Consider the following 25,008-nt stretch of genomic DNA (forward strand, 5'->3'; position numbering starts at 1 on the left):
ACGGTTGTTAAGGAATATAAAAAGGTGCTGAAAAAACCTCCGTGGTAAAACGCTGCAATGTTATCTCGGCACTCCAGTAATCCTTTGGCCAGTTTGCCTTTTGTTTTAAATGTTGCACAAACATTCTTGGCTCAGGAAGCACCTCCCAAACCGTGGGTAAAAAAATCGCTTTATGCCAACCTTCCTGTAATAACAAACCATCGACACCAATTTGTAGCTCATCAATCAGCGTAGCTTCACCATTATTCGGTATCTCTTGTAAGGCCGATAAAATAGATATTTCTATTGTTAAATTAGAGAGTTCATCCGCTTGTAGTGGCGGAAAACGGCTATCTTCAAAGGCACTGCAAAAGGCGTAGTAATAAACATTTTCCCATAATGGTCTGTCTACTTGATAGGTGCCAATACAGCCTCGTAAATGGTCATTAATCGTTAAAGTGACAAAGCAGGGTAATGGTTGTAACAGATTTTTATTATTGGGTGCTGCTGGCAAAACAAAAGGCAAGTCATCGAGGTGCTGTTGGATTGCTTGTTTACAAAATGTAATGAGCTGTTGTTTTTCCTGCTCTGTTAAATTAATAGAGTTTGAAACTGCCATATCCCACCACCCGTTGTTTATCTCCCGCTGTATCGCCGGAATTAATATTTTTAATTAATGTTATCTGCCAGTTTGCTGTTTTTGCATAGCGTAATAACCCGTTAATGGCATTAGCGCCACAGGCTTGTTGGCCATTAATTGTGCTAGCAAAATGAAGTATGTTAGCGCAACTATTTTGATCAATGCGCTGTGCTTGCTGGTATTCATGAAAATGGCTGAGATCCGAACTAATAACCAGTAAATCCTGTTGCGTCAGTGCAAGTTCCTGTAACAGTTTGTTGACTTTATCCGCAGAGCATTGACCAACGACAATGGGAATAATGGTAATATCCGTAAATAACATCTGTATGAATGGTAATTGCACTTCAATTGAGTGCTCTAGCTGGTGGACATAATCTGCAAACTCCACAAAATCTAAGGTGGCTAGTCTATTTTGCGTCACTTGGTCGAGGGTAAGTTTTCCAAGGGGTGTTTGAAAATAGTCGGCGCTCGATAAGGCGCAACCGAGTAGTGGTTCGCGATGATTCGGCCCTAAAATAATGACCCGTTTAATATTATTAACATAGGGGGTTAAGTTCGCAAAGGCTAAACCAGCAATCGCCCCCGAATAGATATATCCCGCATGGGGCACAATCAAAGCGCGAGCTTGCTGCATCGGTTTTTGCTCACTGGCTAAAAACGCCGTGACCATCTGTTGTAACGGTACTTTATCCTCAGGATAAAAACTACCTGCCATGGCCGCTGGTCTATACTTCATACAGGCCTCAATTTGATTTAATGTCCGATGGCATCGTTGTTGTTTAGGCGCTTGCGCCACCATGACATCGATCCATTTGCTATAAGTAAAGTATAGCCGCTATCGCTATAAGGTTGTATTTATGCCCCATGATGATTCTCAAGATAATTTTCACAAAACCTATTATTGGCATCGACTTGATGATGGTCGAGTCTGTTGCGATTTATGCCCACAACATTGCACCTTACGTGAAGGGAAACGTGGCAATTGCTATGTACGAATGTGTCATCAAGGCGAAATTAGCTTAGTGAGCTATGGGCGTAGTTCCGGTTTTGCCATTGATCCTATCGAGAAAAAACCGTTGTACCATTTCTATCCCGGATCGCAGGTACTCTCATTTGGGACAGCCGGCTGTAATTTAAGCTGTGATTTTTGTCAAAATTGGCGTATTAGTAAATCACGTGAAATGGCAACATTATCTTGCTGGGCATCACCAGAAGAGATTGTCGCGAACGCTAAACGTTATGGCTGCCAAAGTATCGCTTTTACCTATAATGATCCCGTTATTTTTATGGAGTATGCTGTCGATGTCAGCCGCTATGCGCAATCTCAAGGTCTTAAGAGTGTTGTCGTGAGTGCGGGTTACATTTGCGCTCAGCCGCGTGTAGAGTTTTTTAAATACATTGATGCTGCAAATATTGATTTGAAAGGATTTACGGAATCGTTTTATAAAAAACATTGTCATGGCTCTCTGCAACCCGTATTAGAAACATTGCAATATCTAAAAAAGGAAACCCCAGTCTGGTTTGAATTAACTAACCTACTTATCCCCGATGAAAACGATAGCGACCAAGAGATCCACAATATGTGTGCATGGATCGTTGCCAATTTAGGTGTCGATATTCCTCTCCATTTTACTGCCTTTCACCCTGACTTTAAGATGCTAAATAAAGATAAGACAGGCATGGCGACATTGCTAAGAGCGCGAGATATAGCTATGAGTTACGGTATGCATTACGTCTATTGTGGTAATGTCAATGACATCGAAACCAATAGTACCTATTGTTTTAAGTGCCATCAGCCATTGATCATACGCGATCGTTTTATGATTACCGCAAACCGCTTAAGCGACAATAACCGTTGCCCATTTTGCGGCACGGCCTGTGCGATTAATGCTTAATATAGGCACAGAGTTAGCTTGCTCAATGGGTTCTTTTATTTTTATAATGTATGGTTTTACGATTGCTCGTAAACCATAGGAAATCCGCAAGTGAAAATGATTAATGGCCTTAAAGATATAATCGATAGTTTTGATACCTTCATATTGGATCAATGGGGAGTATTACATAATGGCGGTGATGCCTTTCCTGAAGCGATCCGTGCGCTACAGTTTTTACAGGAACATAATAAAAAAGTCGTGATCCTCTCTAATAGCGGTAACACTGGCAGATTTTCCTATCAACGTTTACAAGATTCTGGGATTAGCCGCGATTTATACCTCGATGTGTTAACCTCTGGCGATCACATGCGCCATAATTTTAACGCAGGAAAATTTACATCACTTGGCAACAATGCACTATTTTTCTCATGGGATAATGATAATAGTGTGCTTGATGATTGTGGGGTCACCGCATCAACTATTGAAAATGCCTCATTTATTCTTTGTTGCGGTGTTGAACGTGGCGATCTGGCATCCTATATGGATGATTTAACATTGGCTTATCAACGCAATCTTGAATTAGTGGTAAGTAATCCAGACCTTGTTGCGATGACGCCGGATGGCTCCTTAAAAACCTGTCCGGGATCGATTGCCAAAGCCTATCAAGATATGGGAGGCAAGGTACACTGGCATGGTAAACCACAAATCGACTTGTATAAAATGTGTCATGAATTAGTGGGCGGATGGCACAAAGCTATTGCGGTAGGTGACAGCCTTGAGCATGATATTGCTGGTGCAAATGGGGCATCTTTATCTAGCCTGTTTATTACTAGCGGTATTCACAGCAAAGAAATTATTGATGAAAGCAGTGTTACCAAATTAAATACAAGATTTAATGTTAAGCCTAGTCACTACCTTGATTGGTTTAAGGTTTGATTTTACGCCCATACAATAGAAAATCATTGTAATGATTCGCGCTGGTTTATGAACCGCATGGCGGAAGTTTGCTTGCTAACAAGAGACGCAAGGAAACTCCTTCAATTTACCCATTTCACTATTGCCAATGAAGGTAGTGTATTTGCATTAAAAGTGTAGCGGTTGAGCGCTATAATAGTTCTCTACATGGTTATAGTTTTCCAGATAAATATCTACTCTATCTCATGGGTTACAATAATAGATGCTACGTTTATGCAATCGCAGGCTATTACCCGATCTGTTATATTTGCTTTTCTTTTGATCTCAAAAATATGCAACGACAAAATCAAAAGCGTGGTTGTAATTTGCTTTATTAATGATTTTAATTTGTTATTATGACGCCTAATATATTCTCATAACATCAAAAAGGATTTTAAATGAAAAATAGATCAATATTAGCGTCGCTCATACCTCTTTTAGTAATGGGGGGGTGTGGTGGAAGTTCAAATAGTACGCCTGAACCTTCAAGCACAAATGTAGGGCCTTTATTGGAAACCATTTCGGCTAAACAGATTGAATCGGGTGAGACCTTTTCTTATCAGCTTGTTGTCACGGATCCAGATGATACATTCCCAGCTGATTTTACATTTGAAATAATTGAAGGTCCTGATGGGCTCTCTATTAATGAAAATGGCCTGTTAACATTTACTTCATCGGCAAGCGGAACTAAAAATAATTCGATCACTATACAAGTCAAAGATGGTGGTGAAAATAATGCACAGCCAAGTAGAGTGACTTTTTCATTGGATGAGCTATATTATCTGAACATTTCTGGCAAACTCATTAACTATTATAACAATCAAGATATTGCTGATGGAGAAGTGAAGTTGTCAATTAACGGTACTGTTATCGATGAATCTGTCTCTCAATCTAATGGTGAGTATTCATTGCGATATTTAGATACATTAACCGATTTAAGAAATGTTGTCATCTCAGCTGACGCGCCTGCGTATTCAGAAGCATCTATTCGCATTGTTCCTTCTGAAATAGTTCATCCCAACAATTTATACCTTCCTCCAATCCATAGTGTAGCAACATTTAATGCGACAGAAGGTACTGTTGTACAATTTGAAGCGGCTTCTATTTCCGTTAGTGAAAATAGTTTTGTTGATGAAAATGGGAATTTGGCGAGTGGAGTAATTACCTCTGAATTATTTATTATTGATCCAACATTGGATATTGATTTGATGCCAGGCGAGATGGTGACAGCAAGTGCAGATAATCCAACACAGTTAATTCCAATCGAATCATTCGGGGCCATTTCTGCAACGTTTACAAACGAAGATGGAAAAATTTTACAGCTTAAAGAAGGGAAAACCGCTGAAATTCATATTCCCGTTTCAGGGCTTAATCCACCAAACATCATTCCTCTTTACTATTATGATGATGTCAACGGTATTTGGGTTGAAGAGGGGGAAGCGACGCTTGTCAACGATGTGACTGGTAATTATTATCTTGGCAATGTTTCGCATTTCACCACATGGAATGCTGATTGTATTTATGACACTGTGAATATCCTTGGTTGTGTAGAAGATATAGATGGAACGAGAATAGCTAATGCGCGTATTGATACTGAAGGACATGATTATAACGGCCGTTCAAACGCATATTCTAATGTTATAGGGGATTTTATAGTACCTGTTAAATCTAATAGCACCATGTTTGTTTCTGCAAATAATTTACATCAAAGTCGAACTCTAAAGGTTATTACGTCATCATCTGATTTTACATTGAGTGAATGTTTAATTTTAGATAAAGCAACATCTAAAATTGAACTTAAATGGGGTGAAGCACCTGATGATTTAGATTCACATTTATATGGACCTAACGGAGATGGCGGACGTTTTCATATTTCATTCTATAATGAAAGTGAAGTCGTGGGCGGATCAACGATATATCTTGATGTTGATGATACAAATAGTTATGGCCCAGAAGTGATAACTATTCCTGAATATAACGTACCTGGAACTTATCAATATTATGTTCACAACTATTCTGGTTTACCTAATATTAAACCTTTAGAAACTCGTGTAGAACTCATTATAAATGAAGAGCGAACATTATTTACTCCACCTGAAGGTGTCGCGCAGGAATGGTGGCATGTTTTTGATGTGGAAGTTCAAGAAAGTGGTGTTATTACAGTTAATACGATTAATGCATGGTCTACAGAGCCAGGAGATAGTATTTCTGAAGCAATAGCTCCTCGTAGTCTGTTGGTTAAACCAAGTATTGCCGAGTCACAATTAAAAAGTAAATATTATATTAAATAAAAATTGCAGATTACAATCACAAACACTGAACATATAACTGTTCAGTGTTTGTGTTATATCATATTTTACGTTATTAAATTATTGTTTAGTTATCAGTGTTAATAGTCATTGTTAAATAAATTTAATAGTTTAGCTTGTAAAATGTGTTGTTTACCGAGCAGAATTATAGTTATATTTTGTATAGGTGAGGGGGATTTTCGAGTGATGCAAGTAAAAGGAGAGGCCAATTCCGAATGTAGTTAGCCTCTTGTTTAGATTGAGTTTTTACTGTACCGACATGTTTTTTGATTGAGTTATAGAGCCTTTTTGTTTCTAGAAAAAGCGAAACCTAGCAAACCAATGCCTAATAACATTAATGGAGCAGGGCTTGGTACTGGATTGCTAACTGTTAACTGACTACCGTTATTTTCATAAGTAAAGCTAGATAAATATAAATCAGTACCATTATAATCTAAGGTGATATATCCAAAAAAATCTCCTAAACTGAAATCTTGAACAGCAATATAATTTGAACCGATAACTTGCCCACCTAAATCCATGTAGCTATTACCTCCAGTCCAAGCTAAGCTATCATCAATAACATCACCTAATGATAACCAATTTAGTGATACTTGAGTTGTATAATCACTTGCGCTTGTCCAAGTGTTATCGGCTGAACAACAATCTTCAGCTAAACCAAGATCATTGATACTGTCGCCATCTAAATCAACATGTAAAGTACCAGAGGTAGGTAATAATAGATTTATCTCATTAGTAATGAGAGAGGCATTTACACCCATTGATAGTAATGAGCATGTAAGTCCTAGGACAGAGCAAATCGTTTTTTTCATTTTATTCTCCATTGAAATAACATTCCGTTTTTTACTTAACATGCCGTTTAGCAATATTCATGCCGTGAATATATCTCTTTGTTTTTAGGCTCTTTTTTATTATCTGGTTTGATGCGTTGTAAAGTAAGTCGACATGTTTTTTTTGAAGTCGCTGAAGTCATTTTTTATGAAGTGTAAAATAGGGCGGCGGAAGCAGTATCCGAGTTACAATAACCCCATTTATTATTTTGGTTGCATATCACAATATTATTACCGTAATAGTTGACTAAAACATTATAAGTCACACTATTTAGACTCTTGTTTGCTTAAAAACTAAAGAGTAGTAGTGTTAATTTAATAACCATTAAAATAGGTGTATCGATGAAGCATAAATTTAATTGCTTAAGTTATTATTTGTGCCTGTTTTGGGTGGCTTGCGTTGCAAACTATTCCCATGCGTTAAATATTGATGATATTGATTTTATAACTGAAAATTATCCTCCTTATAATTATCTAGAAAATGGTCAATTGCAGGGAATTTCAATTGATTTGCTGCTATTAATGTTAAATAAACTTGAGTCTAAAAAATCATTAGTTGACATTCATATTCAACCTTGGGCTAGGGGGTATAGTACGCTGATAACGACTGCCAATACATGTCTTTTTTCGGTAGTAAGAACTAAAGCTAGAGATCCTTTATTTCACTGGATTGGACCAATATCGGCGACATCTATTGCTATGATTGCAAGAAAAGATAAGCATATAAAAATCAATTCAAAGGAAGACTTTCTAAAGTATAAAATTGGCGTTGTCAGAGCTGATGTAGGTGAGCAACTTCTACTAGAGATGGGCGTTGATAGCAGCCACCTTGACCATATAGGTGGTATGAATGTCATCATTCAATCAATAAAAAAATTAGATAAAAATCGATTAGATGTTTTTGCTTATGACAATCAGCCTGTATTTAGAACGATAAAAAAACATGGTCTTAACGTCAATGACTATGAAGTCGTTTACGTTTTGCAAAAAGGCGATCTTTACTACGCTTGTAATAGAAAGGTGCCTGAGGTTCAGATAAAAAAATTACAAAATGTTTTAGATCAATTAAAAGCAGAAGGAACCTATCAGCAGGTAGTTGATCGCTATCAAAACAAATTTAAATAATAAGTATATGAATGTATTACTTCATTTTATCTGTGTTGTCATTATTTCTTGGTTCACAATTAGCATTTACTTTGTATGATTCTAAACTAAGTAAAGGATGACAATTAATATTTAAGGAATGAAAAAGATGAAAGTTTCAATGAAAGTTGTTTTAGGATCATCGCTAGTCTTGTTGCTTGCAATCAGTTCATTATCTTGGTTACAGTATCGAGAAGTTACAAAAACGTTAAAAGACCATGCAAGTAGTGCCATTGAAGAGTCGAGTAATGCGTTAGCCCAGCAAATAACTAATTGGTTAAATGGTAAATTAGAAGCTATCGACCTCGCGGCCGAGGTTATAGATAGTAATTTCAGCGCACAACAAATACAAAATACGTTTAACGTCGCAACACTTAAAAATAATTTTCTACTGATATTTGGCGGCTTGGATACAGATGGTAAAGCAATCAGTAATGACTCCTCTTGGCAGCCAGAAAACTGGGATGCAAGAGTGCGCCCTTGGTACAAAGTGGCTAGAAGCAGTAATCATGCAATGATCACTGAGCCATATGAAGATGCCACGACAAAAGAGATCTTAATTTCAGTAGTCGCAAATCTTACGGATAAAGGCGAACTGAAAGGTGCTTTTGGTGGCGATCTGAGTTTAAAAAATGTTTCTGATGCGCTGAATACCGTTAGTTTTAACAATGCAGGGTACGCATTTTTAATGTCTAAAAGTGGTAATATTATTAGCCATCCTAATGGTGAAAAAAATGGCACAAATTATTCCAAGTTATTTGCCGGGAATGCCATTGCCTTAGACAAAAAAATTCAAGAAATAACAGTCAATGGACGATCATTGTGGGTCAGTTTTACACCACTTCAAGGCCTTGGTAACATGGATTGGTATATCGGTGTTGTGGTTGATGCTGATATTGTCATGACTGATGCCACAACAATGGGATGGCGTGCCATTGTAGCGGCTTTAATCAGCGTGATTATCGGTGTAATTGTACTCGGCAGTTTAATGCAGTCGATTCTAAAACCCGTTGGCCTATTAACGAGTTCTTTATTAGAAATTAATAGTGGTAATGGTGATTTAACTAAAAGGTTGCCTGTGCTTACTAAGGATGAATTTGGTCAGTTAGCTGCACAATTTAATAAATTCGTTGAAAATCTGCAGTCTATTATTATCAACGTCAAGACGCTTGCATCAGATGCAGGGCAAACCACGCATAACATTAGTGATGAGTCAGACAAAGCTGCGCAGGAGCTACAAGTACAATTAAGTGAATTGGATCAACTTGCCACCGCAATGAATGAAATGGCATCCAGTGCTGTTGAAGTAGCTAAAAATGCACAGGTTGCTGCACATGCGGCTGGAACTGCAGATAAAGAGACGGCTAATGGTGTCGCCGTTGTATCACATGCAACCGGAGCAATCACTCAATTAGCACAGCATATGGAAATAGCGGTAGAGTCTGTTGTTGATCTGGCTAAGTTAAGTAACAATATTGAATCCATTTTATCGGTGATAACCAGTATTGCAGATCAAACAAACCTGCTAGCGCTAAATGCCGCAATCGAAGCGGCAAGGGCTGGCGAATCTGGTCGAGGTTTTGCCGTCGTTGCGGATGAAGTTCGTTCATTAGCTTCACGAACGCAACAATCAACCAGTGAAATTCGTTCTATGATAGAGCAACTGCAGTCTGGCGTACGCCTCGCGGAAGATAAAATAAAAGATAGTCGAGAAGCTGCAATTACAACAGCAGAAGAAGCCAGTAAAGCGAATGACACATTAGAAATAATCCGAATTGCGATTATGGAGATCAGTGATATGAATATTCAGATTGCATCTGCAGCAGAGGAGCAGTCTGCGACTACCGAGGAAATTAATCGTAATACCACCAATATCAGGGATATCAGTCAAGATGTTGCCGTTGTAGCGGGTAACCAAGTTAAACATGCAGAGTTAATGAGGCAACAAATGGACCAACAGGATCAACAATTAAATAAATTCAAGGTTTAAAATAATACCAATCGGATTTAAGTATGTGGTGTAAATTTTGCGCAGGAAAAATGGTTTAATTTGAGGCCTAAGTTTTGTTAATGGTTGTTCCCTTTACGAAACTTACAACAAGAAAATAAGTTATTTTAACCAGCAAAATAGATCAGCTATTTACTCCGATTGGTATAAGTACAAGCTTCAATAAAATAGAGGTAAGGGAAAGAGTAATGGTAAACGTCTTTCACTTACCTTTTTTAATGTCCTATTAGCTAAGCGAAGAAGGCACTATGTCCATCTACTTATTATTGGGCTGAAGCTATGACTCCTTATTTATTTTTGCCTATTAAATTGCCTAAATTTAGTTTTTTAGTAACACCATATTTAGCAAGTATATTCTTGAACTCACCTGATTTTTGTAGTTGAGATATTTTATTAGATAGTATTTTTGCATATTTTACTGCGTTTGGAGAGTGAGGGTTAAATGCAGTGTAGTCTTCAAAGACTCGTGTCGAAAAACCAGCGACAATAAAGTTGTGAGTATAACCATATTTTGCAATGTTATACAACGCAATCAAATCACCTTCTAGGTATGTGTCTACACGTTCAAGCTGTAATAATTCAAAGCCTCTTTGAGCCGTTTTTGAACCATTTAAGGAAACTAAATTAGTCGGCTTGCTAGCGACAAAGTGATTTATATCATTATCACCATAGTCAAACCCTTTGGTTATGGTCATCGTTGCATTGACCGATAATAGAGATTGGTAACCTGTGTATCGCCAATGGTTAGTTGGTTTCACCATAAACATCATGCGTTGAGTTATGGTGTTATTTTGAGGATAAATTAAAGTTGGTGCATAGTTTTTTCCGACAACGACCACACCGTCATATTTTCCATCAGTTACAGCCTTTACCGCTCGTGCGTAAGGCATTATTTCAAGTTCAATTTTATAACCGGCTTCTTCAAAAGCCGCACGTACAACATCAGTCATGATGCCTTCTTTGCCGTCATCTTTAGTTGGATCACAAGTTAAGGGACAGTAATCGATGGTAGTAAAGCGAATAGTCTCAGCGGCTAATATCGTGGCGCTAAACAAAATTAAAGATAACAGCAAGGTTATAATAGAAAAAATTTTCACACTCACTCCTTAAACTCATAAATTACAGTTTGTACTTTCTATAAGAAGAAAATTCATAGTAAATTAAAGTCGCTAAATTGCTATGGTTATGAAAGCGATTTGTCGTGTTGTTCAACTTTATACGCGTTTAGTTATCATCAAAAGATGCGAATAAATGGGCTAAGTGCATCGGGCGTTGTTTTCAATCACTGGTGAAATAAAAGGTCGTCGATACTTAAGTCAAAACAAGCCTGAGCACGTACCTATTAGTCATTGTGGACTTTCTTAGGTGAAATGGTTTCATTAGCATCAGATATTACCTCACCATTATCAATCTCAGGTACATTTTTTTTATCTTGATCCTCGTTTGTTACAGGTGCAATTTCACTATCATTGGTTAGCGTTTCATTATCAATGTTAGCTGATTCATACTCCACATTTATTTCATCATCATTGTTGGTTGCGGTTTCAGAAGGGCCGTTATTTTTCTCTTTGTTATCAGTAGGAATAATGTCTTCGCTGTTAAGTGGATCTACATCCATCGCTGTTTTTAATAGTGGAAAGGGGCATTTTTCGTTTTCACTGAGCAGAGATTGTGACTGTCCTGCCATGTGGGTGTATAAAGCCTGATAACTGTTGGCAACTTGTTTCATTAAATCGGCGCTGGAGTTAAAATGGTCGTTAACTTGAGATTTATAACGTTGTAACTCAGCTTCACTTTGCGCTAATGCTTGCTGTTGCACATCAGCTTTTTTTCTAGCGAAAGCTAAGTGATATATAAAAATTCCAATAATCACGCCTACCAGAAAAATAACCAAATAAATTAGCGTTGCATTAATGTCAGTCATATCGATTTCCTTAAAATAATACTGGATAACTCCAGTAAGCGTAAGTGAATTTTATTATTATGCCAGCTATCAAGCCTGCATTTTATTGCATATGTTGTTTTTGGCGCTGTAATAATTTATTTGAGTTGGTCGATTTTTTTTGTGAACCCGCATAGAGATCGAGTGTATTAATATGCCCTTTTAATTTCGATGCCGCGTAATCTAAGGTGATTTTTGCCACGACCAATTCATGTTTTTCAGGAAATAATGCTTCAACTGCTTGTGAGACTAGCTCATACAATCTTTTTAGATTGATCTGATGAGTCTGAGCGGTAGTATTAAATATCCAATTTGACAGTGCCATGAAATCATCAAAGGCATTAGCAGATAAAATATGTGGTAATGAGTGTTTAAAACGCCCTGAGTTGGCAATCATATCCCAATATCTTGCAAAACGATTAACCAGTTGCATGGTTGTAAAATCAATACGGTCTGTGCTTAATATGTTAAAAGGTGGTAAGGGGCTAAAACGAAGATCAAAGGTGTTAGTGTGACGAATAATAGGGCTCCCCTTGAGTCGTTTTAAAATGCCCATTTGGATTTCGTGAGGTTGGCACTGATAGAGTTCATCGAAGCTATCTCTAAATGTTGCAAATGTTTCGCCCGGTAAACCAAAGATAAGATCTGCATGAATATGTGCTGTGGTCTGCTCCTTTAGCCAAAGTAAGTTTTGTTTTGATTTCGGATTGTTTTGTTTACGACTGATATTCGCCTGAACTTGTTGATTAAAGGTTTGGATCCCTACTTCAAATTGCAAACTTCCTTCGGGAAATTTCGTTAACAACTCTTTTAGTTTTCGCGGTAAGTGATCGGGTACAACTTCAAAATGAAGGTAAAGGTCATCGGTCATTTTGTCTAAGAAAAATTGTAATATTTTTATAGAAGTATCAATGTCTAAATTGAAGGTTCTATCAATAAACTTAAAATTACGTGCACCGCGTTGATAGAGTATTTCCATTTGTTCAAGAAATGCTGATAGCTCATAGGGATTAGATTTTGTGTCCAGAGAAGATAAACAAAATTCACATTTAAATGGGCAACCACGGGACGCTTCCACATAAAGTATGCGATTTTTTAGGTCATCATCACTGTAATATTGATAAGGTAAAGCAATATTTTTCAATGCAACGGGTTTCGAATTAAGGATTTTACGATCAGGCGGGTTGTGATTAAGAATATCCTTACACAATTCATAAAAACTGATATCTGCTGCGCCCGTGAGAACATAATCACAATGTGCAACAATGGCCTGCTGCTCAGTCTCATAACTTACCTCTGGCCCCCCTAGTATCACTTTTATTTCTGGGGCTATTACTTTTAATAGATTCACGACATTGGTTGTTTCTACGATATTCCAAACATAAACACCAAAGCCAACAATCGTTGCCTTAGACTGTAAAATTTTCTCAACAATATCAATGGGGCGCGTTTGAATGACAAATTCTTGTATCTCTGTGCATTGTTGTAAATCTTGTAAATTGGCATATAGATAGCGTAAGCCTAAACTCGCATGTATAAATTTAGCATTAAGCGTTGCAAGGACTATCTTGGTGGGAGACGCTGTCATGAATTTTGTATCGACATTGACATTGCTCTGCATAATGGTTGACTCGTTTTTAATTGATTGCATCGTAATTAAGGGTCTTAAAGTGGTCGTGATTAATGAGTTTAATAGTACAGTATTTGCCTATTATATTCAGTATCTAGTTTTCACCTGCTATAGCATGTTCACCAGATGCTTTTTTATTGTGCTAAACAGTCGTAATCTCGTGCTATGTTTGTCATATATGCAATAAATTTATAATCTAATGAGGAATATTGAACATGTTGACACGATCCGATGATTTAGAAATATTACTTGCAGTTGTTGATTGTGGGGGATTTTCTGCTGCCGCACAAACATTAGACATGCAAGTGGCTCGTGTTTCTCGTGCGGTCACTAAGGTTGAAAAGCAGCTTGCCGTATCATTGCTTAATAGAACAACACGGCGTGTTGAACTTACCGAAGAGGGGCGTCAGTTTATACAAGGAATTCGTGCTGCGTTATTACAAATTCAACTGGCAGAAGAAGAGGTCATTTCGGGTGGTGATTCACCTCATGGTCGATTACGCGTTGATGCCGCAAGCCCGTTTATTTTTCATCAGCTCATTCCACTTGTTAGTGCATTTAATGAGGCGTATCCGAATATCGAACTAGCACTAAGCTCTAATGAGGGTTATGTTGACCTATTAGAAAAAAAAATTGATTTGGCCATTCGAATTGGGCAGTTAAGTGATTCGACACTTCATGCAAGGTTATTAGGTAAGAGTTCATTATATATAGTTGCTTCGCCCGATTATTTATCACGCCGTGGTGTTCCTATAAAAGTGAGTGACTTAAATTGCCATGCAACAATTGCATTTACAGCACCAAAGTCTTTAAATAACTGGCCATTAAAAGGCTTCGAATCGCTAAAACCGACGTTTTCATCGAGTAATGGTGAAACGATGAGGCAATTAGCAATTGCAGGTAATGGCATTGCATGTTTGTCTGGTTTTATGGTTAAAAAAGATATTGAAGCAGGGCGCTTAATCGCGATACTTGAAAATGAAAAAATAACAAACACAGGAAGAGAGCAGATAAATGCGGTCTATTATCACTCCTCTTCGGTAGCAAAGCGAATTTCTGCTTTTATCGATTTTATTAAACCAAAATTAACATTGTGATTAGTGAGTCATTGATCCTCTATTGTTGCAGTTTGCACAAAAACTATTTGTGATTATCGCTATCAATGTTCTGCTATTGATCGGGTAATATGTCTTTCAACATTTTTGGGGGATATATTATGACAACTTCACTTTTTAGCTCTATTTCATTGGGTAAACTTACTCTTAATAATCGTATTGTTATGCCACCAATGACCCGTTCACGGGCCAGCCAAACAGGAGATATCGCCAATGAGATGATGGCGACCTATTATGCTCAACGAGCTAGCGCTGGGTTAATTGTTTCTGAAGGAACGCAAATATCTGCCATCGGTAAAGGTTACGCTTGGACGCCTGGTATTTACACCCCAGATCAGATAGCAGGATGGAAAAAAGTTACCGCTGCAGTGCATGCTAAAGGTGGGACTATCTTTGCACAGTTGTGGCATGTAGGTCGTGTAACACACCCTGATAATATTGGCGGAGCACAACCTATTTCCTCATCCGCTATTGCCGCTGAAAATGTAAAGGTATTTGTTGATAACGGCACAGATCAACCCGGATTTGTTGCAGTGACAACGCCACGCGCTATGACACAAGCGGATATAGATGAAGTTACCGGGCAATATCGACAAGCAGCCCTAAATGCAATCGAGGCTGGCTTTGATGGCATTGAGTTACATGCTGCCAATGGTTACTTAATCAATCAATTTATTGATTCACAGGCAAATCATCGCGTTGATCAATATGGTGGTTGCTTAGAGAATCGTTTGCGTTTTCTTGATCAAGTTGTTACAGCCTTAGTCGATGCCATTGGTGCAGATCGCGTTGGCGTTCGGCTTGCCCCGCTTACCACATTAAATGGCACACTTGATGATAATCCCGTTGTCACCTATACAGCGGCAGCAGCGTTACTTAACACGCATAATATTGCCTACTTACATATTGCGGAAGTGGATTGGGACGATGCACCAGATACCCCAATCTCATTTAAACAAGGACTTCGTAAAGCCTATCAAGGCGTATTGATTTATGCGGGGCGATATAATGGAGAAAAAGCAGAGCAAGCTATTGCCTCTGGACTTGCCGATATGATTGGCTTTGGTCGTCCATTTGTGGCAAACCCAGATCTCCCCAATCGAATTAAACAGGGGTACCCACTAGCAGAGCATGACGCAGAGACATTGTTTGGTGGCAATGAACACGGTCTAACCGATTATCCTGAATATTAATTTGAGGAATAAACAGTTATTTAAACCATTTACAAATAATGCAACCTTCAGCACCAAAAATCGTATTGTGATGGCACCGATGACGCGATCACGTACGACTCAGCCTGGTGATATTCCAAATGAAATGATGGCAACCTATTACAAACAGCGCGCTAATGCAGGTTTAATAGTAACCGAAGGTGCGCCCATCTCTGCCGTTGGGCGTGGTTACTCAATGACACCGGGTATTTACACTCAAGCACAAATTGACGGGTGGAAAAAAGTTACTGATGCTGTGCATGAGCAGGGTGGTAAAGTATTTATCCAGCTTTGGCATGTTGGACGACGCAGCCATTCAACTATTTCAGGTCTTCAACCATTGGCCCCTTCTGCAGTTAAAGTACCAGACCAAGTATTTGGGCCTTTGCCGGATGGTGGTTTTGGGATGATAGAGACAGAGTGTCCAAAAGCGATGAGCATAGCTGATATTAATAATACCATTGCAGATTTTGTACAAGCGAGTAAAAATGCGATGTTAGCTGGTTTTGATGGTGTTGAAATACATGCGGCTCACGGTTATTTATTTGATACATTTATGCGATTAGAAAGCAATCACAGAACAGATCAATATGGTGGTAGCCAAGAGAATCGTATACGCTTTATGCTCGATACACTACAAGCGGTCGTGAATGAAATTGGTGGAGATAAAGTCGCTATACGTGTTTCTCCACACGTTACTGAAGGTTTCGCTAATGAAGATCCTGAAATTATTGAGGTGGTATTAAAAGTCCTTAAACAAATGGCACCTCTAAATTTAGCCTATGTGCATTTTTCAGAGAACATTTCCCGTTATACGGAAGTACCAGCGCAGTTCCGTTATGATGTACGTCATGTTTATCCGAATCCAATCATGGTTGCAGGTAAACTCAGTAAACAACGTGCACAAGTAATCTTGGATAACAATTTGGCAGATCTCGTTGCCTTTGGAACCCCATACGTCACTAATCCTGACTTAGTCGACCGTTTTGTACATAATTGGCCCTTAAATGAATTTGATGCAGATGCGCGCTTAACCCTATATGGTGGTGGCGAAGAAGGCTATATCGATTACCCAACATACAAGTAATCAATTGTTTGATATTATTATGACGATGCAAACACAGGAGTTAATCGCATTAAGAATATTCAAACGCAAAACCAATTTGCTGCATTATGGACATAAACGACTAAAGTATTTGGCTATCCTTGCTCTTTAAGCTTGCAGGTTAGCCGCTTACAATACCGCTATTACTTATATGTTTCAGGAGACGTTAAATGCCGCATCAAATAATCACTGACTTAAATAGCCGTTATACTGCAAAAAAATATGATCCATCTAAACGCATTTCAGATGAGAATATGGATGTGATAAAAGAGGCGCTTTGCTTATCAGCTTCTTCAATTAATTCACAACCATGGAAATTTATTATTATTGAAAGTGAACAAGCTAAACAACGTTTTCATGATACTTTTGCAAATATGCACCAATTTAATCAACCTCATGCCAAAGCGGCATCGCATATTATATTATTCGCCCATAATCCGCATTATAGCTTAGATGATTATAAAAAAGTCGTCGATGCGGAAGTCTCATCAGGTCATCTACCAGCGTCTATGTATGACACCATGCTCAATGGCGCATTTTCATTTGTCCAAACCAATACCGATGCAACAGGATTTAATGGCCATTGGACAAAAGCACAGACATATTTAGCACTGGGCAACACATTACATGTGCTTGCACGTTTGGGCATTGCTTCAACGCCAATGGAAGGAGTTGATTCTCAATTAATTGGCAAAATCTTCAAGGAAGAGCTTGCGGGCTTTCAGTGTGATGTCGCTTTGGCGATGGGGTATAGCTTACAGGAGGAAGATTACAATTATGGCCTTCCTAAAGCTCGGTTAGCGATGCAAGATGTGTTAATGGTACTTTAAGTTTATTGTCATTTATAAATAGACTTCCCAACGCGCAGGCATACCAATGTATGCTTGCACAGCTTTGATGAATTCCTGCGTTATCATGGTACGTTTTACATGTGGATAGATCGCATAAATAGCAGTATCCATCGTCGAAATATCATGATCAGGCAGTAATTGTGTCAGACCCAATTCACAAAGTGGTTTGGTTAAATTCGATAAATCGACTAAGGCATAGCCAAGGCCATCTTGGACCGCTTTGATTAATGTTCTAACATCACTTACTTTGTAGCTCCCTGTCATTTTATAAGTGATAGAGTGACTATCTATTGCAGGATTACAGATTTTCAGTTGATCCAGCGTTACGTCGCCATTGCTATAAATGACAGCAGGCAGACTAATAAGATCTGGTACTGTTGTCGGTGAACCTAAATCTGCAACAAATGAATTTGCTGCTAATAAAACAAAGTGTGTATCGGCTATTTTTTTAGCGTACAGGCTAGAATCAGCGAGTTTTCCTAAGCGAAATGCCAAATCAAATTTACCCGATATGATGTCAAATTTTCTGTCATTAAGCGCATGCACTATTTCGACTTGAGGATATTTTTTCATGAATTGAGAGATGACTGGCTGGAGGTATTGGTCACCAAAGTAAATCGGTGAGGTTATGCGTAAAATACCTTTTGGCTCTGACTGGTAAGCGCGTGCAATAGATTGAATATTGTGAAGTGAATTTTTAATGGTTTGTGCTTCTTGTAAAATTTCTTCGCCGGCACAGGTCAGAGAAAAAGAACGCGTTGAACGGTTAAGCAATTGTACTCCAAGCTCACTTTCTAATTTCTTAATCTGTTTGGAAAGCGCAGAATTGTCTAAATTATTTAACGTGGCAGCTTTAGTGAATGAGCCCTGTTGCACAACATCCCAAAAGAGCATTAATTGGTTAGTGGTAGACATTAAAGCTCCTTAGCAACATAAGTGTTGGCTGTAAAATACAATAATAAAGAGTATAGATTACGATATTAAATATCAATGATGACGCGTTTAACTAACTGCAAAGCTGTATCGATGCCTGTCATATCACTATAAAGCATACCATTTGCTCCAGAGAAATGACCATGGCCAATGACATCCATAATATACGTTTTTTGAGCGATATCTAAATCGATGTAGGCAGCATAAATCAACGACGGTTGACCAGAAGCACCTAACCCACTGTAAACGGGATCTTCTGGATATTTGTCTTTACTGTAATGCGAATTGAAATCATATGATCGATTAATTTCCATCATCACCTTAAATCGGCGTAACGTACTGTTTACTTTACTACTGAGTTGATAATCTCCGAGCGGTGTTGCACCAGTCATTCCATCTAAATCACTATTATCAACATCCGGTACCATTTGTGTATTATTATATTTAACACCTCGCTGATGAGCCCAATAGGGGAGTGCTTCAGGGCGACTAACTAAGCTAAATAGCTCGTCAGTTGGCACAAAATGACTATTACTCATTTTTTGACTTACATATAAAGTATCAATGTAATTGCCTGCTAAATCTTCTACCCAAAATGCCACCTGAGGTACTGTGGTATAGGTTAACCCTAAAAAGAGTAATTGTGGCTCTGATTCGTAATATGCACCTTTGCGTATTTCAATTGTAATAGGAATGCCTGTATCGCCAATATGTGTCGTTAATTTTTGGTAACTTCCTTCACTAATCGTCATGCTTTTATGTAGATCTTGTCCAAATGTTATTACGCTGCTAAAAGGGGGAATGGAGAAGATCACTCCCAATGTAATACTCAACATGATCACGATGCTTATAGTGAAGCAACGCTTTCCTTTAGACTGTGCTACATAGGAAAAAATGCTTTTAAGATTATTGCGTAAGTGGAATATCATCAGGGCTATAAAAACAATACCTAACCAAGTATGTATGCCAGCAATTGTCGCGTTGTATCCCATGATATAGGAAATAATGCCTGTAACACTAAGCCCCATCAAAGCACCGATAAGATTAATACTTACCCAGTGTCGGCTATTTTTACTAACCTTTTTGGAATCAAGTTGGTTTGTATTTAATAAGTCCTTATCCATAATAATATCCCTGGTTATGTTTATTTTTCAAACTCAAGACGAAAGTGATGAATTAAACTAAAAAGTTGCTGCATATCAGCTTGATTAAATTTAGATGCAAACCTATTAAGATCGAAATAAATTAAGCCAGTCGCATGTTCATGCGCTAATCGACCTTGCTCTGTAATAATTATCTTTTTTTGTCTAGCATCATGGTCACGAACCTGTAGAGAGACATAACCTTTATGGATAAGTTGTTTAACTATTTGACTCATAGCCGACAAACTCACATGAAAGAGTGCTGCTAGCTCACTCGATGATTCATTGGTATTAGTGCTATAGATAAGGTGATTAAGTAATTTGAATTGAGATGGAGGCAAATTAACCGGTAACTTTTGTTTCAAGTGCGTATCCATTTTTTCATGGATAATCGCTATTTCACGTAATACCGCAGTGGTAAGTTGGTTTTTATTCATTTGTTAAGCTTCTTAATGATTAAGTTGCTTAACAATATTCCTAAATTAAATTTAATGCAAGCTAAAAAATACATTATGTACCACAAATGAAACATCCTGTGATTTTTATTCTATTTCGAGTTTTTTACGTGGTAATTACCTAAAATTTAACCGTTGTATTTGTGTGGTTAAATGACTTTGTTTACTATAACAAATAAAATTCTATGGTGATGCTGTTTATTTATAACGGATTTTTATCCGTTACACCATGGATGGTTTTTAAAAATACAGAAAGAATGGACCTCTTCGATAATGAAAAAAAAGCATTTATTACTTTTAGCTGGCTTAACATTAGCTGGTTGTTCGACTGCGACAATGGATATTGGTAGAAAATCCGTTGAAGGTCATCATCGTATTGCTATTGAAAAGTTTTCACATGAAATAGGTGAATTTGAACGTTGGGCAGATGTGGAACCTAAGGAGTGGGAGTTTCATTGGGATTTTTTGTTCCCACTGTGTCAATCCTATCAGACGGTAAGTGATTTTTCTAAAGCTCAACAATGTGTGCAGCTATGGAAAAATGAAATGTTAAAAACGGTTGCAAACCGAGAGATCCAATCATATACAAACGAAGGGTTTTGCATAAATATAATCGTTTTAACACAGCCATTTTTCTCGAATTAGGCAACTATAAAGAAGCATATAACAGCTACAAACTTGCCCGAGAGTATAGTGCCTTTGCCGATGATGATGAATGTGCAGTAGAAATAATGTTTGGTATCGAAAGTTTAATCTCTGGATCTGAAATAGAAAATATAGCCCGTATGCATGCCAATGGTGCGGTTGCAGCAGCGCAACTAGGTTTTCGTGATGAAGCATTAGCAATTGCTGATGAAATTGATTGCCTCACCTTTTCTTCTATGCTTCTTGAGGAAATGCCAAAGGATGTCAAAATAAAACACGCTAGTAAGGCGCGTATCTATCTTGCTTTAGGTGATTATAATAAAGCGCAACAAGCGTTATTTTTTTCTGCAACCTTTAAAGATAGCCTAGTGCGTACACTCGATGCGATTACAACATTAGGCATAAATGAATTACTGGGCGAGGGCGCGGAAACCACAAATCCATTCCATTTCGACGAAACCTATATGCTAGGTAAAATAGCACAAGGCAAGGGTAAACTTGAAGAGGCTGAAAATATTTATCTTAGCCTCTTATACAGCCATGAAAAGTCTGACACGCCGATAGTACAACTTTATAATAATTTAACGTTTGATGCAGAAAATAAAGCTAATCACTCGACACAGTTACTTAATCGTCAAGGAGTATATTATCAATTACTTTACGATCTTGGCGTGATAGCAGAACAATTTGACCGCCCCGATCAGGCATTTATCTATTATCAACAATCTATTGATGTGATTGAACAGCAGCGAGCCTCGATTAATACCGAAGCTTCTAAAATTGGTTATGTTGGCAATAAAGAAACCGTTTATCAAAGTATGGTAACGCTGCTGATTAAACAGGGCAAACTAGACCAAGCGTTTTCCTATGTGGAACGCAGTAAAGCCCGTGCACTCATTGATACATTGGCAAGTAAACAGGATTTTGCACCCAAAAATCTCGATCACCAGCCTACTGAGTTATTGGCGCAAATCAGTAAGATTGATTCAGCGCTAACAACAGCTGATTATAGTGAGACAAGCGGCCGAAGTCGCAGTGCAGATCGTGGATTATTACGTAAAAAACAACAACAGCTTGTAAGTTCAGAGCCAGAGTTAGCCTCTTTAGTGACGGTTGCGACACCTGAGGTTGCTGATTTACAAAAGCGTTTGCGAAGCGACGAAACATTGCTTGAATTTTACGGAACTAACACACAGCTGTTTGCTTTTTTACTTACTCGTAATGCAATCAAGGTGGCTACGCTTAACGGGACTAGTTTAACTGAGATAGTCAGCGATTTTCGTAGTGACTTACAGCAAAACGGCAACACGGCTTACCAACATAATGCTAATTTACTTTATCAACGACTTTTTTTACCCTTATTAAGTGATATTAATACGTCAAAATTGATCATTATTCCCCATGGGCCGCTCCATTATTTACCATTCAATGCACTCTACAATGGCCGTGATTTTATGATTGATAAATATGATATCAGTATTTTACCGAGTGCTTCAGTGTTAGCCTTTTTGAATAAACGCATTACTGCACCACAACCATTATTAGTACTTGGTAACCCTGAGCTAGATGATGTTAAGTTGGCGTTGCCCGGTGCGGAGCAAGAAGCGAAAGCTATTGCCGCGCAGCAGCCGGGGGCAAGTCTGTTACTGAACGACGCGGCAACTGAAACTCAAGTTAAACAAAACGCTGCCCAGTATAAAGTGATCCATTTTGCTTCACATGGCATATTTGAACCCGATGCACCGCTTACTTCCGGTTTATTATTGGCGAAGGATAGAGAAAATGATGGCATATTAACGGTACGGGAGCTCTATGAATTGAGCCTTAATGCGGAACTAGTCACATTATCTGCTTGTGAAACCGGATTAGGCAGGGTAGATAATGGGGATGATGTGGTCGGTTTTACACGTGGTTTTCTCTATGCAGGAAGCAACAGTATCATTTCGAGTTTATGGAAAGTAGATGATCAGGCAACCAGCCAATTAATGCAGAGCTTTTATGCGAATATGGGTAATGGGGGCGATAAACGCTTAGCACTCAAAAAGGCACAACTTGAAGTCAAAGCCAACTATAATCAGCATCCCTATTACTGGGCAGCATTTCAGCTGACAGGGCGTTAGCAAACAGGTTAAACTGTATAGAAATATAACGTTTGCAATAATATTGTAAACGTTATTGAACCACATAACCGTATTGTGAGGTATCTAGTATACCTTTAGACTTGCCTGTTCTACTTATTTTAATCTCTTTTAAAATAATCGAGTTCAATAATACCACCTCTATTAAGGAGGCCAAGACCACAGTATCACTACAAATTGAGTTTTCGAAAATCCATTCAATAAGGCAGTAGGTGCATATTTAATGGTTTGTATTTATTTTAACTTTGAACAAGGATGACCCTACTTTCATTACAATCTTGGCAAATTAGGCTGTATAGCGTTTTTTTCTTGCTTACTTTTGTGTTTTTACCTGAGCAAGCTGGGCAGTGGGTTTTCATTGCTGTATTTGTTTCACATGCACAACATTTAACGTAATAGCCAAATTTCCCCCAAGCTGGTTGTAGGTTATCTATTGCATGACATTTCTTACAACTTAATGGCGCTATCGCTGAATCAGGTGAAACTTTTGCGATGTTCGGTACCGTTGTTGGAGTATGTACTGTGTTTGTAGTTTGACTTTCTGGTTGTGGTTCTACAACCCGTTTTATTGGATGGGCAGATTGATGTTGAGCTAATAGAAAGTCACATATTTTTTGCATTTCTTCAGGGGTAAACCATGGTTGACTAGAAAATTTATAAAGACTGTTTTTAATAGTACCTGGTATGATTTTATTTAGTTTATCTAAAATGAACTCTGATTTAACCAGTTTTTTTGATACTTGTTTAGGCATGTTTTCACGCTGAACAATTGCATTACTCGAAATTGCACAAAAATGGTCCCAAAGACGCCCTCCAAAACCAGTTTGAAGCTTGCCAAACAGGATTTTATCTAACATGGATTCTCGTTTTTCATAGAGTAATTCACGTAGTAATCGCTCTTGTAATTGAACTTGTTTAATAGGTGAAGGCATTCCTGACCATTTACCATTATAGCTTCGTGACCATTCTTCATCGCTATTAACGGATACTTGACCGGTAATACTTTTTGATTCTATGAGGATAAAACCATAAACGTATAAAACTAGATGGTCTATTTGCGCAACTTCATCATTATATTTAATGCGCAAATCGTTAAATACAAATACATTTTCAGTATTTTTAAAAGCACGGCGCAGGAAGAATGCTACATCTTGCTCTTGTTTGTCACCAGCAATCTTTCTTCTATCTGTACTGGTAAGAGGATCTTTATTTTTAATAATCAAATTAGCTACCTAATAGGATGTCATTACAATTACTTCATATTTTATTACTTATAGAAAGATGTCAATTAAGAGCTTAAAATGGTATAAGAAAGCGGGATGTAAACACGATATTTACCTAGTCATCATACATATTCATTTAAATTCCCCCTTAAAAGTCGGTTGTTCATTTCTTTCATTAATATAAGTGTGTAGTGGCGTAGTCAATTTAGCTACTATTTGTGTTGCTGTAAGAGGAGTAGTTTTCTTAGCCATGGTAACATCGTCTCTTGTGGTTGTTCAGTGTTACCTTAGAGCGTGGATTTTACAAAACGTCAATAGATGCGAATAGACTGAGATATCTCTTAAGATGTTGTTTTTACATGTTTCAAAAGGATAGAAAAGATGATGATAGAAGTTCTGAGACAAGAAAATGGTGCTCGCTACTGGACTCGAACCAGTGACCTACGCCATGTCATGGCGGCACTCTACCAACTGAGTTAAGCGAGCGTTATTTCCTTTGCTTTGAAAGCGAGGTGATTTTGCTTTATCCCTTATAAAGTGTCAACACTTCTTTTAACTTTCTAGTTTGTTTGTTGTTTTTTTGCGCGCGCGCGTCTGAAAAATGTACAAAAAAGATTATATACGTATCTCCTGCTCATTTGTAACTGGCTCAGTGGCTGGTTCATCCATTAGTTCATCAATTTTCTTATTACTTTTTTGCCAAGCTTTTTCACTCTCTCGTTTTAATTTATCCCAAATATCTTGTGTGGTTTCTTTACTATCTGACCAAAGTTCCTGTGAGCCTTGTTTAGTTGATTGCCAAATTTTTGCTGATTTTTCTTGCCCCTCTTTTAATATTTCACTGGAAGATTTTTTAGTGGCTTGCCACACATCTTTAGCCG

Annotated in this window: 22 protein-coding genes and 1 tRNA gene; 11 read left to right on the forward strand and 12 right to left on the reverse strand. The window is 38.0% G+C overall.

The annotated features are described in order from the left end of the window. Positions 1–7: 7 nt before the first annotated feature. On the reverse strand, positions 8–598 hold the full coding sequence (amrA, locus tag AB2N10_RS05085; RefSeq protein WP_354625743.1) for an AmmeMemoRadiSam system protein A: 591 nt from the start codon (positions 596–598) through the stop codon (positions 8–10). Next, positions 576–1,355, reverse strand: a complete 780-nt coding sequence (gene amrB, locus AB2N10_RS05090; protein WP_354625744.1) for an AmmeMemoRadiSam system protein B — start codon at positions 1,353–1,355, stop codon at positions 576–578. Before amrB ends, amrA begins: the two co-directional genes overlap by 23 nt. 121 nt (positions 1,356–1,476) lie before the next feature. On the opposite strand from amrB, the gene amrS reads away from it, so the two are divergent. From amrS to AB2N10_RS05105, 3 genes are all read left to right on the forward strand, one after another. Continuing rightward, on the forward strand, positions 1,477–2,514 hold the full coding sequence (gene amrS / locus AB2N10_RS05095; protein ID WP_369434418.1) for an AmmeMemoRadiSam system radical SAM enzyme: 1,038 nt from the start codon (positions 1,477–1,479) through the stop codon (positions 2,512–2,514). A gap of 96 nt (positions 2,515–2,610) precedes the next feature. After that, on the forward strand, positions 2,611–3,429 hold the full coding sequence (locus AB2N10_RS05100) for a TIGR01459 family HAD-type hydrolase (RefSeq protein WP_354625833.1): 819 nt from the start codon (positions 2,611–2,613) through the stop codon (positions 3,427–3,429). A gap of 416 nt (positions 3,430–3,845) precedes the next feature. Further along, on the forward strand, positions 3,846–5,738 hold the full coding sequence (locus tag AB2N10_RS05105; RefSeq protein ID WP_369434419.1) for a YfaP family protein: 1,893 nt from the start codon (positions 3,846–3,848) through the stop codon (positions 5,736–5,738). A 293-nt stretch (positions 5,739–6,031) separates the two neighbouring features. Here AB2N10_RS05105 and AB2N10_RS05110 read toward each other — a convergent pair whose 3' ends face one another. After that, positions 6,032–6,568, reverse strand: a complete 537-nt coding sequence (locus tag AB2N10_RS05110) for a PEP-CTERM sorting domain-containing protein (RefSeq protein WP_354625747.1) — start codon at positions 6,566–6,568, stop codon at positions 6,032–6,034. A gap of 360 nt (positions 6,569–6,928) precedes the next feature. On the opposite strand from AB2N10_RS05110, the gene AB2N10_RS05115 reads away from it, so the two are divergent. Both AB2N10_RS05115 and AB2N10_RS05120 read left to right on the forward strand, forming a co-directional pair. After that, complete coding sequence (locus AB2N10_RS05115; RefSeq protein ID WP_354625748.1) at positions 6,929–7,711, forward strand: transporter substrate-binding domain-containing protein; 783 nt, start codon at positions 6,929–6,931, stop codon at positions 7,709–7,711. A 127-nt stretch (positions 7,712–7,838) separates the two neighbouring features. Further along, positions 7,839–9,719, forward strand: a complete 1,881-nt coding sequence (locus AB2N10_RS05120; RefSeq protein WP_354625749.1) for a methyl-accepting chemotaxis protein — start codon at positions 7,839–7,841, stop codon at positions 9,717–9,719. Positions 9,720–10,024: 305 nt separating this feature from the next. Here AB2N10_RS05120 and AB2N10_RS05125 read toward each other — a convergent pair whose 3' ends face one another. The 3 genes from AB2N10_RS05125 to AB2N10_RS05135 all read right to left on the reverse strand — a co-directional run bounded on the left by AB2N10_RS05125 (position 10,025) and on the right by AB2N10_RS05135 (position 13,330). Then, the gene (locus tag AB2N10_RS05125; RefSeq protein WP_354625750.1) at positions 10,025–10,834 is read right to left on the reverse strand and encodes a transporter substrate-binding domain-containing protein; all 810 of its coding nucleotides are present in this window, start codon (positions 10,832–10,834) and stop codon (positions 10,025–10,027) included. 245 nt (positions 10,835–11,079) lie between these two features. Continuing rightward, the gene (locus tag AB2N10_RS05130) at positions 11,080–11,661 is read right to left on the reverse strand and encodes a YhcB family protein (RefSeq protein ID WP_369434420.1); all 582 of its coding nucleotides are present in this window, start codon (positions 11,659–11,661) and stop codon (positions 11,080–11,082) included. 82 nt (positions 11,662–11,743) lie between these two features. Further along, positions 11,744–13,330: a DUF4080 domain-containing protein gene (locus tag AB2N10_RS05135; RefSeq protein WP_354625752.1), complete on the reverse strand. Its 1,587-nt coding sequence runs from the start codon at positions 13,328–13,330 to the stop codon at positions 11,744–11,746. Between the two features lie 194 nt (positions 13,331–13,524). On the opposite strand from AB2N10_RS05135, the gene AB2N10_RS05140 reads away from it, so the two are divergent. The 4 genes from AB2N10_RS05140 (at position 13,525) to AB2N10_RS05155 (ending at position 17,570) form a co-directional block, all read left to right on the forward strand. Continuing rightward, a complete protein-coding gene (locus tag AB2N10_RS05140) occupies positions 13,525–14,406 on the forward strand; it encodes a LysR family transcriptional regulator (protein WP_354625753.1) in 882 nt (293 codons plus the stop codon). Between the two features lie 119 nt (positions 14,407–14,525). Next, positions 14,526–15,617, forward strand: coding sequence for an alkene reductase (locus tag AB2N10_RS05145; protein WP_354625754.1), 1,092 nt, complete (start codon positions 14,526–14,528; stop codon positions 15,615–15,617). A gap of 1 nt (position 15,618) precedes the next feature. Then, the gene (locus AB2N10_RS05150) at positions 15,619–16,722 is read left to right on the forward strand and encodes an alkene reductase (protein ID WP_354625755.1); all 1,104 of its coding nucleotides are present in this window, start codon (positions 15,619–15,621) and stop codon (positions 16,720–16,722) included. Positions 16,723–16,910: 188 nt separating this feature from the next. Continuing rightward, complete coding sequence (locus AB2N10_RS05155) at positions 16,911–17,570, forward strand: NAD(P)H-dependent oxidoreductase (protein ID WP_354625756.1); 660 nt, start codon at positions 16,911–16,913, stop codon at positions 17,568–17,570. 12 nt (positions 17,571–17,582) lie between these two features. Here AB2N10_RS05155 and AB2N10_RS05160 read toward each other — a convergent pair whose 3' ends face one another. From AB2N10_RS05160 to AB2N10_RS05170, 3 genes are all read right to left on the reverse strand, one after another. After that, positions 17,583–18,506, reverse strand: a complete 924-nt coding sequence (locus AB2N10_RS05160) for a LysR family transcriptional regulator (protein ID WP_354625757.1) — start codon at positions 18,504–18,506, stop codon at positions 17,583–17,585. A 65-nt stretch (positions 18,507–18,571) separates the two neighbouring features. Continuing rightward, positions 18,572–19,648, reverse strand: coding sequence for a DUF4405 domain-containing protein (locus AB2N10_RS05165; RefSeq protein WP_354625758.1), 1,077 nt, complete (start codon positions 19,646–19,648; stop codon positions 18,572–18,574). 20 nt (positions 19,649–19,668) lie between these two features. Then, the gene (locus AB2N10_RS05170) at positions 19,669–20,103 is read right to left on the reverse strand and encodes a MarR family transcriptional regulator (RefSeq protein ID WP_354625759.1); all 435 of its coding nucleotides are present in this window, start codon (positions 20,101–20,103) and stop codon (positions 19,669–19,671) included. 291 nt (positions 20,104–20,394) lie between these two features. Between AB2N10_RS05170 and AB2N10_RS05175 the strand changes: the two genes are divergently transcribed. Next, on the forward strand, positions 20,395–20,766 hold the full coding sequence (locus tag AB2N10_RS05175; protein WP_369434421.1) for a hypothetical protein: 372 nt from the start codon (positions 20,395–20,397) through the stop codon (positions 20,764–20,766). Next, a complete protein-coding gene (locus tag AB2N10_RS05180; protein ID WP_369434422.1) occupies positions 20,721–22,886 on the forward strand; it encodes a CHAT domain-containing protein in 2,166 nt (721 codons plus the stop codon). Before AB2N10_RS05175 ends, AB2N10_RS05180 begins: the two co-directional genes overlap by 46 nt. 257 nt (positions 22,887–23,143) lie before the next feature. Here AB2N10_RS05180 and AB2N10_RS05185 read toward each other — a convergent pair whose 3' ends face one another. The 3 genes from AB2N10_RS05185 to AB2N10_RS05195 form a co-directional block, all read right to left on the reverse strand. Beyond that, positions 23,144–24,127: a nuclease-related domain-containing protein gene (locus AB2N10_RS05185; RefSeq protein WP_354625761.1), complete on the reverse strand. Its 984-nt coding sequence runs from the start codon at positions 24,125–24,127 to the stop codon at positions 23,144–23,146. Between the two features lie 410 nt (positions 24,128–24,537). Then, a tRNA-Val gene (locus tag AB2N10_RS05190) sits at positions 24,538–24,613 on the reverse strand. Positions 24,614–24,742: 129 nt separating this feature from the next. After that, positions 24,743–24,997, reverse strand: coding sequence for a hypothetical protein (locus AB2N10_RS05195; protein ID WP_369434423.1), 255 nt, complete (start codon positions 24,995–24,997; stop codon positions 24,743–24,745). Positions 24,998–25,008: the final 11 nt, after the last annotated feature.

The organism is Psychromonas sp. MME1 (genome assembly GCF_041080865.1).
GTDB lineage: Bacteria > Pseudomonadota > Gammaproteobacteria > Enterobacterales > Psychromonadaceae > Psychromonas.